General features: G+C 58.8%; 11 protein-coding genes. 10 read left to right on the top strand and 1 reads right to left on the bottom strand.

The features are described 5' to 3' along the window. Positions 1-5 precede the first annotated feature (5 nt). From Q0Z94_RS05855 to Q0Z94_RS05810, 10 genes are all read left to right on the top strand, one after another. Complete coding sequence (locus Q0Z94_RS05855; protein ID WP_298068086.1) at positions 6-1004, top strand: RodZ domain-containing protein; 999 nt, start codon at positions 6-8, stop codon at positions 1002-1004. Between the two features lie 56 nt (positions 1005-1060). Continuing rightward, positions 1061-1807: a DNA repair protein RecO gene (gene recO, locus Q0Z94_RS05850; RefSeq protein WP_298068085.1), complete on the top strand. Its 747-nt coding sequence runs from the start codon at positions 1061-1063 to the stop codon at positions 1805-1807. A gap of 234 nt (positions 1808-2041) precedes the next feature. Beyond that, the gene (gene glyQ, locus Q0Z94_RS05845; protein ID WP_298068084.1) at positions 2042-2914 is read left to right on the top strand and encodes a glycine--tRNA ligase subunit alpha; all 873 of its coding nucleotides are present in this window, start codon (positions 2042-2044) and stop codon (positions 2912-2914) included. Positions 2915-2917: 3 nt separating this feature from the next. Continuing rightward, on the top strand, positions 2918-5014 hold the full coding sequence (gene glyS / locus Q0Z94_RS05840; protein ID WP_298068083.1) for a glycine--tRNA ligase subunit beta: 2097 nt from the start codon (positions 2918-2920) through the stop codon (positions 5012-5014). 84 nt (positions 5015-5098) lie between these two features. After that, the gene (locus tag Q0Z94_RS05835) at positions 5099-6601 is read left to right on the top strand and encodes an AAA family ATPase (RefSeq protein ID WP_298068082.1); all 1503 of its coding nucleotides are present in this window, start codon (positions 5099-5101) and stop codon (positions 6599-6601) included. An 11-nt stretch (positions 6602-6612) separates the two neighbouring features. Continuing rightward, the gene (locus Q0Z94_RS05830; RefSeq protein WP_298068081.1) at positions 6613-7950 is read left to right on the top strand and encodes a hypothetical protein; all 1338 of its coding nucleotides are present in this window, start codon (positions 6613-6615) and stop codon (positions 7948-7950) included. A gap of 322 nt (positions 7951-8272) precedes the next feature. Further along, on the top strand, positions 8273-8536 hold the full coding sequence (gene rpsT / locus Q0Z94_RS05825) for a 30S ribosomal protein S20 (RefSeq protein ID WP_298068080.1): 264 nt from the start codon (positions 8273-8275) through the stop codon (positions 8534-8536). Between the two features lie 271 nt (positions 8537-8807). Further along, the gene (gene uvrB / locus Q0Z94_RS05820; RefSeq protein ID WP_298068079.1) at positions 8808-10910 is read left to right on the top strand and encodes an excinuclease ABC subunit UvrB; all 2103 of its coding nucleotides are present in this window, start codon (positions 8808-8810) and stop codon (positions 10908-10910) included. Between the two features lie 32 nt (positions 10911-10942). After that, positions 10943-11737: an AzlC family ABC transporter permease gene (locus tag Q0Z94_RS05815; RefSeq protein WP_298068078.1), complete on the top strand. Its 795-nt coding sequence runs from the start codon at positions 10943-10945 to the stop codon at positions 11735-11737. After that, positions 11730-12035, top strand: a complete 306-nt coding sequence (locus tag Q0Z94_RS05810; protein WP_298068077.1) for an AzlD domain-containing protein — start codon at positions 11730-11732, stop codon at positions 12033-12035. The genes Q0Z94_RS05815 and Q0Z94_RS05810 overlap by 8 nt, the downstream gene beginning before the upstream one ends. A gap of 348 nt (positions 12036-12383) precedes the next feature. On the opposite strand, the gene Q0Z94_RS05805 is transcribed toward Q0Z94_RS05810, so the two are convergent. Next, positions 12384-12689 (bottom strand): helix-turn-helix transcriptional regulator, encoded by a 306-nt coding sequence (locus Q0Z94_RS05805; protein WP_298068076.1) that lies wholly within the window; start codon positions 12687-12689, stop codon positions 12384-12386. Between the last annotated feature and the right edge of the window lie 141 nt (positions 12690-12830).

The following is a 12830-nucleotide window of genomic DNA, read 5'->3' as shown; positions in this document are numbered from 1 at the left end:
GCCGTATGACGTTGTCAGAATTGGGAGCCAAGCTCCGGCAGGCTCGTGAACAGCGCGAGATGGCCCTTTACGATGTGGTAGACCACCTCAAAATTCCCCTGCGCATCCTGAAGGGGCTGGAAGAGGGTTCGGAACTCGTCCCGCGGACGGTGTATGTGCGGCATTTCATCAAGGAATACGCCAGGCTCCTCGGCTTTGCCGAAGAAGAGATCAACCTTTGGCTCAAGGATCTGGAAGGCTTTGAGCAGTCCGCCTTCAGTCCCGTTGAACACAGTGCCCCCTATACCTCGGTAAAACCCAGTATTCTGCCCGCGCTGTTCAGTCTGCTGTTCAAGCTGCTGCTCCTCGGCCTCTTGGCTTTTGGCGCGTATGAAGCCTACGTCTATTTCTTCGCTTCCCGCACTTCTGAGAGCGTGTCCCTGCCCGCACCTGCTCCGACAGGTCAGAGTGCGTCCCCATGGGGTAGCACATCAGCTCCGGAAGCTCCGTCCGCACCCGCGGTCACCCAGGCGGAACCTGCGGCGGAACCCGCCCATCCGGAGACGCCCGCCACTGCAGAACCCCCCGCGTCTGAAGCACCGGCGGCTGCCGAAATTTCTGCCGCACCTGAAAGTCCAGCCCCGGCTGCCGAGACGACGCCGCCGGTGGAAAGCACGGAGTCTGGGGCACAGACGGCTTCCGGGGAACAGACGGTTTCCGAGGCATCCGCTGCCGCAGAGCCTGCCCCCGAGGTCTCTCCGCCCGAACCCGCTACCCTGCCCGAAGGCCTGCATCAGGTGGAGGTCAGTGCCGTTGACGGTGACTGCTGGATGGGCTTTGAGTCTGACGGTAAGCAGCAGCAGCGCACCCTGCGCCGGGGCGACACCTTCTCCATGAGCTTCCGCGACAGTCTGGTGATCCGCCTGGGCAACATCAAGGCCGTGCGCATCAGCTACGACGGCGAGGAGCTGCCGCGCCGCAGCTCCGTGCGCGTGGTGACCATGACCTTCCCGCCGCAGCCCTAGGACGGCCCGCTCTCTGCGGGAAGCGCCGCTTTTTTCCCTCTGGCGCGGACAACGCTATGCAGTGGACGGACGATGCCATAGTGCTCCGTGCCGGAACCTTCCGGGAGATCGACCTCTGGGTGCGCGTCCTGACGCGCAGCCGGGGTCTGCTGACGGCCTTCGCCTTTGGCGGACGGCGCAGCCATCGCCGCTTTACCGGGTGTCTGGACGCCTTCAACGTCATCCGGGCAAATCTGGACGCTTCCCGTGACGGCCGCTTCCTTGACCTGAAGGAAGCGACGCTCCTACGCGGGCCGGAACGTCTGCGGCGGGACTGGCGGCGTCAGGGAGCGGCGGCGAACTGCATACGCTTTCTGGAAGCTCTGGGAGTGCCGCCCGACAACGCACGGACGAGCTATGAGCTGATTTCCGAACTTTTCGCCCTGCTGGACGGCGAAGCGGACGTGCCCGCCATCGTGCCCGTGCTGTTCCGCTTCCGATTTGCGGCCGAACAGGGCTACGCCCCGGAACTGTCCGAATGCAGCCGCTGCGGGCGAACGCTTTCCGGCGGCGGCGAGGTGCATTTTCTGGTGAGTGACGGCGTGTTCGTCTGTTCCTCCTGCCGCCGCTCCGGGGACATGAGCCTGGCGCTGGGGCAGGAAGCGCTTGACGTCCTGACCAAAGTGAAGGAATACTCACCGGGGTCATGGAATGCGCTGAACCCCTCGGCAGAAAGCGGCAGGCAGGTCTCCCGGCTCATCGACGCCTTTGTCCGCTATCATCTCGGTCTGGAGTGGGTGAACGGCCGCTTCAAGGCCGTGTGACGGCCTCGCGGCCCGCATTTTCAGGCTCCGGCTTTCGGCGCGGAGAGAAGTCCGCCCGCTGCCATACTTGGGAAAAGTTCATGTTTCTCTCCGCCGCCGGCAAGGAGCTGGCGTGCGGAGTGCCCCCCTTCCTGAAGGGAGAGGTGGCGAAAAGGGATTTCACCGGCTCCGCCGTTTTGTCCATCACGCTTTTCCCCTTGAAGGGGAAGGTTTCAAACCTCAAAGGAACGTTTGATGAATTTTCAGGATGTTATTCTGACCTTGCAGGACTACTGGGCCAGGCAGGGCTGTGCCGTGGTGCAGCCCGTGGACCTGGAGTGCGGCGCGGGGACGTTCAACCCCTCCACCTTCCTGCGCGTCATCGGACCCGAACCGTGGAAGGCCGCCTATGTCGAGCCTTCCCGCCGCCCCACGGACGGGCGCTACGGCGACAACCCCAACCGCCTTCAGCATTACTTCCAGTTTCAGGTGATTCTGAAGCCCGCCCCCGCTGACCCTCAGCAGCTCTATCTGGACAGTCTCAAGGCGCTGGGTATTGACCCCGCAAAGCACGACATCCGCTTTGTGGAGGACGACTGGGAATCTCCCACGCTGGGCGCCTGGGGTCTCGGCTGGGAAGTCTGGCTGAACGGCATGGAAGTTTCGCAGTTCACCTATTTCCAGCAGGTGGGCGGCATCGACCTCGCTCCCGCCAGCGTGGAGCTGACCTACGGGCTGGAGCGGCTGGCCATGTACCTTCAGGGCGTGGAGTCTGTGTACGATCTTCGCTGGAACGATTCCATCACCTACGGCGACGTGTACCATCAGAACGAATACGAGCAGTCCTGCTACAATTTCGACAAGAGCGACGCGGCCATGCTGCTTCAGCACTTCAACGATTTCGAGAAGGAGTGCGTGCGTCTCATGGACGAGAAGCTGGTCATGCCCGCCTACGACTACTGCCTGAAATGTTCGCATACCTTCAACCTGCTGGACGCCCGCGGAGCCATTTCCATCACGGAGCGCGCCGGATATATCGCCCGTGTGCGCACTCTGGCCTCGGGCGTTGCCCATCTCTATGCGGCTCAGCGTGAAGCCATGGGGTATCCCATGCTCAAAAAGGGGTAAGCCATGAGTCATTTTGTTCTTGAGATCGGAGTGGAAGAACTCCCTGCGCGTTTTCTTGCTTCCCTGGAACGAGAGCTGCACGACCGCTTTGCCGCGCTTCTGGAAGGCGCGGGCCTGAGCTGGGAAAGCATTTCCGTGGACACCACGCCCCGCCGGGCCGTCCTGCATGTGTACGGCCTGCCCGCCGCCACGCCCGTGCGCGAAGAAGTGGCCCTCGGGCCTTCGCTGAAGGCCGCCTACGGTTCTGACGGACAGCCCACCAGGGCAGCCCTCGGCTTTGCCCGCGGGCAGGGCGTGGGTGTGGACGAGCTGTTCCGGCAGGAGACTCCAAAGGGCGTGTATGTGGCCGCCCGCAGAACCGTGGGCGGGGAAGCTGCGGCGTCCATCATCGCGGCCGCCGCTCCCGGCATCATCGCGGCCCTGCCTTTCCCCAAGCGTATGCATTGGGGCGAGAACCGCTTCCTCTTTGCCCGTCCCCTGCGCTGGATTGTGGCCCTCATGGACGCTGAAGTCGTGCCCTTCTCCGTGGCCGGCGTGGAGTCCGGCCGCCTGACCACCGGCCACCGTGTCCACGGCAAAGGTCCCTTCACCGTGGCCAGCGCCGACGATTTTGACGCCGTGCTGAAGGAAAAGTGCGGGGTCATGGTGTCCGGCAAGGCCCGCCGCGCCCACATCGTGGCCCGTGGCGACGAACTGGCGCGGGCCGTGGGCGGGCGCATCCTCTGGAAGGAAAGCCTGCTCGACGAAGTGCAGGGCCTGTGCGAACACCCCGTGCCCATCATGGGCGGCTTTGATCCCTCCTTCCTTGAATTGCCCTCTGTGGTTCTGCTCACCAGCATGGAGACGCATCAGAAGAGCTTCGGCGTGGAGAGCGAAGACGGCCGTCTGCTGCCCTATTTTCTCACCGTGTCCAACGTGGATTCCCTGGAACCCGCGCTGGTGGAGAAGGGCTGGGAGCGTGTGCTGCGCGCCCGCCTGGAAGACGCCCGCTTCTACTGGAACACGGACTTGAAGGCTTCTTTCGAGGTGTGGAAGGAAAAACTGGATCACGTCATCTTCCTTGGTCCTCTCGGCTCCATGGGCGACAAATGCCGCCGCCTCTCCGCCCTGTGTGAATGGCTGGCCGTTCAGCCCGGCATCACCTGCGCCGCCAGGGTGGACGCCGCCTCGGCAGCCGTGGCCGGGCGCTGCGCCAAGGCCGACCTCGTTTCCCAGATGGTGGGCGAGTTTGATACGCTTCAGGGCATCATGGGCGGTATCTATGGCCGCGTCATGGGGCTGGATCCCGCCGCGGCGGACGCCCTGGCCGAGCAGTACCTGCCCGCCGGGCCGGATACGCCCGTACCCGCCACGGATCTGGGCGCACTGCTCTCCATGGCGGACAAGGCCGATACCCTGGTGGGCTGCTTCGGACTCGGCAGCATTCCCACGGGCGCGGCCGATCCCTTTGCCCTGCGCCGCTGCGCTCTGGGCATAGCCCGCATCCTTATCGAAAAGGGCTTCCGTCTGCCCGTGGACGAACTGTTCGCCAAAGCGCAGTCCCTGTACAGCGGCGGCATAGCCTGGAAGCTGGACAAGGCCGAGGCTCTCGGTAAACTGCACGATTTCTTCGTGGGGCGCGTCAAGAACCTCTTCCTCACGCAGGGCAGCGATACGCTGCTGGTGGAAGCCGTGCTCAACGCCGGCTGCGAGGATGTGTGGGCTGCCTCCCGCCGACTGAAGGCGCTGGAGGCCGAGAGTACCAGGCCCGGCTTTGCCGCAAGCGCCCAGACCTTCAAGCGTGTGGCCAACATCCTGCGCAAGCAGGGCGGGGGAGCCGATGGTTCCTACAGCCGCGCCCTGCTGCGGGAAGAGCCGGAAAAGGCTCTGGCGGACGCGCTGGAAGCCATGTCTGCGCGCTTCGACGCGCTCTGGGCCGCCGACCGCTTTGACGAACTCCTGGCGCTTATGGACGACGTGCGTCCCACGGTGGATGCCTTCTTTGAAGGGGTCATGGTCATGGACGAGGATCCCGCTGTGCGCGCCAACCGCCTGAACCTGCTTCAGGCTCTGAGAACCAGAATGGGGCTGCTCGCCGACTTCACGGCACTTCAGATGTAACGGCTCCGGGCCGGAGCAGCACTCTGCGCCGGCCCGGAAAGGACAAGACTTCAGCAGGGGAGTAAGCTTCCCGGGAGAGAAGATATGGCTGATCAGGATGGCAAAAAGCATAACGGTTTGGAATTTCTTGAAACGAAGGGATATTCAGAAAAGGATATTCCGCTGAATCTTATCCTTTACGGTCCTCCCGGAACAGGTAAAACCTATTGGGCAATGTTGATTGCCGATGTTCTTATTGACGGGAATAATCCCAAAACAGAAGAAGAAAAAAAGAACTATAAAAAATTCGTGACCTTTCATCAGAGTTTCAGTTATGAATATTTTGTGGAAGGCATCCATGCGGAAACAGAGCAAGGTGGCATTTCTTACGAGATAAGAGATGGTATTTTTAAAGCTTTGTGTGATACTGCCAGAAATGACGCGGAGAATAAGTACGTTATCATTATTGACGAAATAAACAGGGGAAATATCTCTGCGATTTTCGGTGAACTCATCACGCTCATTGAGGCAGGCAAAAGGGGAAAGGCAGGAGAGAAAAACGTTCCTGCGGTTTGCCTGCCGTACTCCAGTTCAGAATTTTCCGTTCCGAAGAATGTGTATATCATAGGCACCATGAACACGGCGGATCGGTCGCTCACCGGGCTGGACATTGCCCTGCGCAGGCGCTTTGAGTTTGTTGAAGTTCAGCCGGAGCCGGAACTGCTCAATACCTTTGAAGACGGCGAAGAAATTATTATTAATGAAGAAGACCATATTAAATTTGGCAACATATTGGAAACAATAAATAAACGGATAGAGATTCTTCAAGGGCGCGACCACACGATAGGGCATAGCTATTTTATGGACATCCGGAAGTGTAAGACGGAACAGGAGGCGGCAGCCTTTCTCGCACGGGTATTCACCAAGAATATTATTCCCTTGCTCAGAGAATATTTTTTTGATGACTGGGAAAAAATACGGATGGTTCTCAATGACGCAGAAGGAAATTTTATAAAAAAGGATTCTGTGGATGAGCATTTATTTTCAGAGGAATTTAATGAAAATATAAATAAAGATAGGATAGATAAAAAATATACAATAAATGATGACTTGTCAACAGAAAGCATAGATGTCTATGGAAAAATTGTTGATGCAGAAAAAAAATATAAATGGCCTGCTGATAAAAAAGCAACTTCTTCATCCAATGATTCTTCAGAAAGCAAAGAAAAAAATGGGAGACCGACAACACCCAAGGAAAGAAAAGAGGCTCCGGAGAACATTGAAGCCTTTGAAGATAATGATGAATATAAATATAAAAAGGCATATGTATATCAAAATGGAGAAGAAACATATATATTTGTAGTGTATAACCGTAAAAATTGTAATAATAACATACGTAACGGTGGTAGATATGCAATATATAATGAAAAGGATGGAGAGCTAATAGATATGAAAAAAAACTGTGAAATATGGGTTAACGGAGACGATAGATTTATAGATTTGAGGGGTAACTTATCTGATCAGCTGTATGAAATTCAAGTGGCAATGCTTAACAAGATAGGATGGAAAAAATACGAAGGTAAATATTCTTACATCTTTAATGATTGAAGCTGATACAGATGATAACAGTTTTTGAGTACGACGAACTGGCGCTCGGCGAGAAGTCAGCGGGAAAAACACTGTTGCGTACAGATTTTGAATGGCTGGCCGAGCGGGTAACCAGAACGCCGGACCTTTCCGAAAGTTTCGGCACTGGAGGAGGTGCGAAGGAAAAAAGCACCGCGTTTGTCAAGTGGAGCGGCAGAGAGACCCTGTCCTTCTGTCATTATGTCGGAGTGATAGAGCTTCCTTCCGGTGAACAGCTGGAAATTTTGCCCAAAATATATAGAAGGGCAGGGAATCTCGACCATCAAAAAAGCCGGGACACGCTGATACGCATATTGCGTACCGTGTTCCCCGGATACGGCCAAAACTCCTCTCCTGCTTCTGTCTCCAGCTTTCCCTGTACGCTGCCGGAATGGGTGATTCATAACTTCCTTCAGGAATTGGAAAGGCTTCTGAGGCTTGGTCTTCGTTCTGCCTATAGTCCGGTGGCTCGGGAAGAGCGTTTTTTGCGCGGGCAGCTTGACGTAGCCCGGCAAAGCCGGCAGCTTCCGCACCGCCTGCATCTGTTCCATTGTAACTACCAGAATTTTTCGCTGCTTCGCCCCGAGCATCGTCTTTTGCGCAGCGCGACGGAAATATGCCGCCGCATGGCGAAGGATGAAGAGCTTTGGCGGCGTGCCCTTCGCTGCTCCGAAATGCTGTCCGGCATCCCCGAAAGTACGAATATTGAAGGGGACTTCCGGCAATGGAAGCATGGACGGCTCATGACGGCGTATGAGCAGATGGAGCCGTGGTGCCGCCTGGTGCTGGGGCAGGAATTTCCTTTTGCCGTCGCCGGGGAGCACCGTGGTCTGAGTTTTCTTTTCCCCATGGAAAGGTTGTTTGAGCAGTATGTGGCCTGCTGCCTGAAACGCCTCCTGAAGCCTGGGTTTTCCCTGCGGGAGCAGGCAGCCGGAAAACAGCTGTTTACAAAGGAGAGTTGTAAAGATGTCAGAAATGTTAATTTACGGCCTGACCTGCTGCTGGAAAAGGATACCGAGCCAAAGACGTTGTGGGTGCTGGATACCAAATGGAAGATGATCAATGATGAGGGAAAACATTCTGTGCATGACTTGTATCAGCTTTTTACCTATGGAAGCTATTATTTAAAAGAAAGTGAAAGAAGAAATATTGCACTTATTTATCCCTTGACAGAAGAAGGAATAGCTGCGTCATGCGCTTCGCCCTTGTGTTTTGCCAGGCATGATATAACCTTGTGGACGCTCTTTTTTGATGTGGACAAGGGAGAATTTCATAATCCTCCTGAAGAACTGGAAGAAATGTTTGGCACTGAAGACGCTGCGAGTGCCTGAAGGCAGCAGGCAGGCACCTTCCGGCAGGAAAGCGGCGTGAAAATTTTGTGGCATATGACAAAAAATGGCCTGAGAACAGGGGAAGGCTGATTTGCAGGATGGGGATGCCCACGGGGCAGTCCACATTCCTGCAGGCGGCAGGCCGTTCCGCGATTGTCCATGAATCAGCCTGTCCTGGCTCTTGACATAAGAGAGGAAGACGCATAAGAATAACCGTTCCGGCGTCAACCAGACATTAACCCGGTATCAACGGGCGGTTTTCTGTGCCGCCTGACTTCGTATCGAATCCCCGCAGGGGGCAGAGTATTTTGGAGGATTTCCCGTGGCCAATCATGCTTCCGCCGTCAAGCGTCAAAAGCAGAACGTCAAGCGTAACGCCCGCAACCGCGCCGCCCGCACCCGCATCAAGAACGTGGTGAAAGCCGTGCGCGCCGCGGTTCAGAACAAGGACAAGGCCGCAGCCGAAAAGGCTCTCGTGACCGCTACGTCCACCGTGTCCAAAATCGCCGGCAAGGGCGTCATCCACTGGAAGAACGCCGCGCGCAAGGTGTCCCGCCTCGCCAGGGCCGTGAACGCTCTCGACTAGCTTTCCGCGTACCGGATGTTTCAGGGGGAGGAGGCAAACGCTTCCTCCCCTCTGTCGTACCTGCAAAGCGCCGTGCTGCCGCCGTTTTCGGCGCCAGCCATCCACCGTGCCCCTTGAGTCAGCCTTTCCCTTCGGGGCAAGACGAGATGGACCGCACGGCGAAAAGGACATTCTTTTCCGCAAATTCCGCCCTTAGGGAGGGGCAGGCCGTACGCCCCTTTCTGCCTGCGGCGGATTCAGCCGCAAGATGGGTTCAGCTGTGGGTTGAAACATGGACAGTCCCTTTTTCCTGCAATCTCCGTTCACGCCCACCGGCGACCAGCCCGCGGCCATCGATGAGCTGACGGCCAATATCGAGGCCGGGGTGCGGGATCAGGTGCTTCTCGGCGTGACGGGTTCGGGCAAGACCTTCACCATGGCCAGCGTCATCGCCCGGCTGGGACGTCCCGCGCTCATTCTCGCCCACAACAAGACCCTGGCCGCCCAGCTCTACGGCGAATTCCGCGCGCTCTTTCCCCGGAATGCGGTGGAATATTTCGTCAGCTATTACGACTACTACCAGCCCGAAGCCTACGTTCCCTCCTCGGATACCTATATCGAGAAGGATTCGGCCATCAACGACAATATCGACAAGTTGCGCCACGCCGCCACCCACGCGCTGCTCACGCGGCGGGACGTCATCATCGTGGCCTCGGTGTCGTGCATCTACGGCCTTGGCTCTCCCGAATACTACGCCCGGCTCATCCTGCCCGTGGAGGAAGGGCAGCGTGTGACCATGGAACACGTCATCGGGCGGCTTGTGGACATCCAGTACACGCGCAATGACTACGACTTTCACCGCGGCACCTTCCGCGTGCGCGGCGACGTGCTGGAAATCATTCCCGCCTACGAGGACGAAAAGGCGCTGCATCTGGAATTTTTCGGGGACGAAATCGAGAGCATACGCGAGATCGACCCGCTCACGGGCAAGACGCTGGGGCGCGTCTTCAAGACCGTGGTCTATCCCGCAAGCCACTATGTTTCCGACCGAGACAACCTTGTGCGCGCCATGAACGGTATCCGCGAGGAACTGCGCGAGCGGCTTCAGGTCTTTCAGGCGGAAAACAAGCTACTTGAAGCCCAGCGCCTGGAGCAGCGCACCCAGCTCGACTTGGAAATGATGGAAGAACTCGGCTACTGCAACGGCATCGAGAATTATTCCCGGCATCTGGACGGGCGCGGGCCGGGCGAGCCGCCCAGCACGCTGCTGGACTATTTCCCTAGGGATTTTCTGCTCTTCGTGGACGAGTCGCACATGAGCATTCCCCAGGTGGGGGCCATGTTCAAGGGCGACCGTTCCCGCAAGAACACGCTGGTGGACTACGGCTTCCGACTGCCCTCAGCCCTGGACAACCGGCCCCTGCAGTTTCAGGAATTTGAAGCGCGCATCGGTCAGGCTGTCTTCGTTTCGGCCACGCCCGCCCGCTGGGAACTGGACCGCAGCCAGGGGCTGGTGGTGGAGCAGGTGATCCGACCCACGGGACTGGTGGATCCTGAAGTGGAGATACGCCCGGTGAAGGGGCAGATGGACGACCTTCTGGGCGAGTGCAAGGCCCGCGCCGCCCGCGGAGAACGGGTGCTGGTGACCACGCTCACCAAGCGCATGGCCGAGGACCTCACGGAATATTTCAACGACATGGGGGTTTCTTCCCGTTACCTCCATTCCGACATCGACACCCTGGAGCGCATCGCCATCATCCGCGCCCTGCGCGCCGGAGAATTTGACGTCCTCGTGGGCATCAACCTGCTGCGCGAGGGGCTGGACATCCCGGAAGTGTCGCTGGTGGCCATACTCGACGCCGACAAGGAAGGCTTCCTGCGTTCCACGGGCGCGCTCATCCAGACGTTTGGCCGCGCCGCTCGCAACGCCGGCGGGCGGGTCATACTCTACGCCGCAAGCACGACGCCTTCCATGCGGGCGGCCATGGATGAGACCGAACGCCGCCGCACACGGCAGCTCGCCTACAATGCGGAACACGGCATCGTGCCGAAGACCATCTGCAAGCCGCTGGAAAATCCGCTGGATAATCTCTACGGGTCTGCTGGGTTCAAGGACTCAGCGGCTTCTGCTGGCTCTGCGGACGAGGGCGAACGCGGCAGGAAGGGGCGCGGCCGTGACGCCAAATCCAGGGGGCGCAGAGCGGCGGAGACGCCGAAGCCGTCTTCTCCCGCGGACATCGCCAAACTCATCGCCGCGTTGGAAAAGGACATGCGGGCGGCGGCCCGGGAGCTGGAGTTCGAGCGTGCCGCGGAACTGCGCGACCGCATCCGGGCACTGCGCGAGCAGCTCTATGTGAGCGGCGTGCAGGACGCGGGAGATGAAGCACGGCCCTGACGGGCCATTTCAGAAGCAACAGGAAAGGAAGCATGGAGCAGACAAGGGGCTTTCTGGACGGTATGCGCGACGGCATCCCCATCGCACTGGGGTATTTTGCCGTGTCCTTCACACTGGGCATCGCCTGCCGCAATATCGGCATGTCCGCGGCCCAGGCCACGGTGATGAGCCTGACGAACCTGACCTCGGCGGGCGAATTTGCCGCCCTCGGCATCATGGCGGCCGGTTCCTCGCTCTGGGAAATGGCGCTTTCCCAGCTCGTCATCAATCTGCGCTACATGCTCATGTCCTGTTCGCTTTCGCAGAAGATGGCTCCGGACACGCCGCTTTTTCATCGTCTGCTTGTGGGCTACGGCGTCACGGACGAAATTTTCGGCATTTCGGTGAACGTCCCGGGCCGGCTTGATCCGCGCTACACCTACGGTGCCGTGTGCGTGGCCGCGCCGTCCTGGGCGCTGGGGACCTGCCTCGGCGTGGTCCTCGGCAACGTGCTGCCCATGCGTCTTGTGGCGGCCCTCAGCGTGGCACTCTACGGCATGTTCATCGCCATCATCGTGCCCCCGGCACGGCGGGACAGGCTGCTTGGCCTGCTTATCCTCCTGTCGATGGCGGCAAGCTGGCTTTTTGCCCGCCTGCCCATCTTCGAGAGCATTTCCGGCGGCATGAAGGTCATCATCCTCACGGTGCTCATCTCCGGCGCTGCCGCCGTACTCTTCCCCGTACACGGGGAAGCGGCGAAAGCCGCGAAAACTGCGAAGGACGCGGAGGGCGCAAAGAGCGTGAAGGACGGAAAAGACGCGGCAGAAGCGGAGGACACCCATGCATGATGTTTATCTGTATATTGCGGTCATGGCCGCCGTGACCTACCTCATCCGCGTCCTGCCGCTCACGCTCATCCGCCGGGAGATCCGCAGCGTCACGGTGCGTTCCTTCCTCTATTATCTGCCCTACGTCACGCTTTCGGTCATGACCTTCCCGGCCATACTGGACGCCACGAACAGCGAGTGGTCCGGCCTTGCGGGGCTTGTCATTGCCGTGGCGCTGGCCTGGAAGGGCTTCAGCCTGTTTTCCGTCTCCGTGGCCGCCTGCGTCCTGGTCTTTGCCGTGGAACTCTTCGTCTGCTGAGGGCGGACAGGCAGCCTGTCCGTGTTTTCCTGCGGCTCCTGATACATCGGCAAGATACGTTGGTTTCGGACACGCCGGCGCCCTGTGCGTCCTGCGGCCGGGGGCTTTTCTGTACTTTTCCTGAAAACGCGCGAGGCCGTGAACGTGCGGCACTCATTTTCGGCGTGTTCCGTCCCTGCGGCCGGCGGGAGCGGGGGCGGGAAGGGCCGCTTCCGGCTCTCGTTGGACGTGGAAAGGGCCGCGTCTCCGTCATTCCTTGCTGCGCTGCCGGCAAAAGGGCGTTTCCGTGTGAGCGCTTTCGGCTTCTGTAAGCCAGGAAGGATTGTGCCGCAGAGTTCTTCCCGAGGTTCAAAACGTGCCGTGTCTCAAGGCATTGCCCGGCATGCGTTCCTGAAGGCGCGGCTCTGCCCTGCGCCGGGTGCCTTGCCTAATGCTTTCCCTGAGTGCGTCATCGGCGCTCTCGACCATGGCGTCGAGCATTTCCCCCGGGCGAACGCCGAGGGCCGCGGCGATTTTCACCAGCACATTGAGGTTGGGCGCGCGGTAGCCCAGCTCCAGGGCGGAAATGTAGCTTTTGGCTATCCCCACGCTGTCGGCGAGCTGCTGCTGCGAGAGTCCAGCCCTGTCCCGATAGCGGCGAATGATGGCAGGCATGAATAATTTCGCGAGGTTATCTTCGTCGTAAGCCTTTTTCATGTCTGTCAGCATAGAGACCTGGTTGAGACACTGACTTTTATAATGACAAATGTTTGAGATTATGCTATCCTTCAAAAAAAAACGGAGGGTACCGAGATG

Source organism: uncultured Mailhella sp. (genome assembly GCF_947631555.1).
Taxonomy (GTDB): Bacteria; Desulfobacterota; Desulfovibrionia; order Desulfovibrionales; family Desulfovibrionaceae; genus Mailhella.
Note: the sequence above shows the minus strand (reverse complement) of the source record. Positions and strands in the feature narration are given on the sequence as shown.

Excerpts from the sequence above, each read along its gene's own strand:
- Q0Z94_RS05855 (WP_298068086.1), top strand. The coding sequence starts at position 6 with ATGACGTTGTCAGAATTGGGAGCCAAGCTCCGGCAGGCTCGTGAACAG.
- recO (WP_298068085.1), top strand. The coding sequence starts at position 1,061 with ATGCAGTGGACGGACGATGCCATAGTGCTCCGTGCCGGAACCTTCCGG.
- glyQ (WP_298068084.1), top strand. The coding sequence starts at position 2,042 with ATGAATTTTCAGGATGTTATTCTGACCTTGCAGGACTACTGGGCCAGG.
- glyS (WP_298068083.1), top strand. The coding sequence starts at position 2,918 with ATGAGTCATTTTGTTCTTGAGATCGGAGTGGAAGAACTCCCTGCGCGT.
- Q0Z94_RS05835 (WP_298068082.1), top strand. The coding sequence starts at position 5,099 with ATGGCTGATCAGGATGGCAAAAAGCATAACGGTTTGGAATTTCTTGAA.
- Q0Z94_RS05830 (WP_298068081.1), top strand. The coding sequence starts at position 6,613 with ATGATAACAGTTTTTGAGTACGACGAACTGGCGCTCGGCGAGAAGTCA.
- uvrB (WP_298068079.1), top strand. The coding sequence starts at position 8,808 with ATGGACAGTCCCTTTTTCCTGCAATCTCCGTTCACGCCCACCGGCGAC.
- Q0Z94_RS05815 (WP_298068078.1), top strand. The coding sequence starts at position 10,943 with ATGGAGCAGACAAGGGGCTTTCTGGACGGTATGCGCGACGGCATCCCC.
- Q0Z94_RS05810 (WP_298068077.1), top strand. The coding sequence starts at position 11,730 with ATGCATGATGTTTATCTGTATATTGCGGTCATGGCCGCCGTGACCTAC.
- Q0Z94_RS05805 (WP_298068076.1), bottom strand. The coding sequence starts at position 12,689 with ATGCCTGCCATCATTCGCCGCTATCGGGACAGGGCTGGACTCTCGCAG.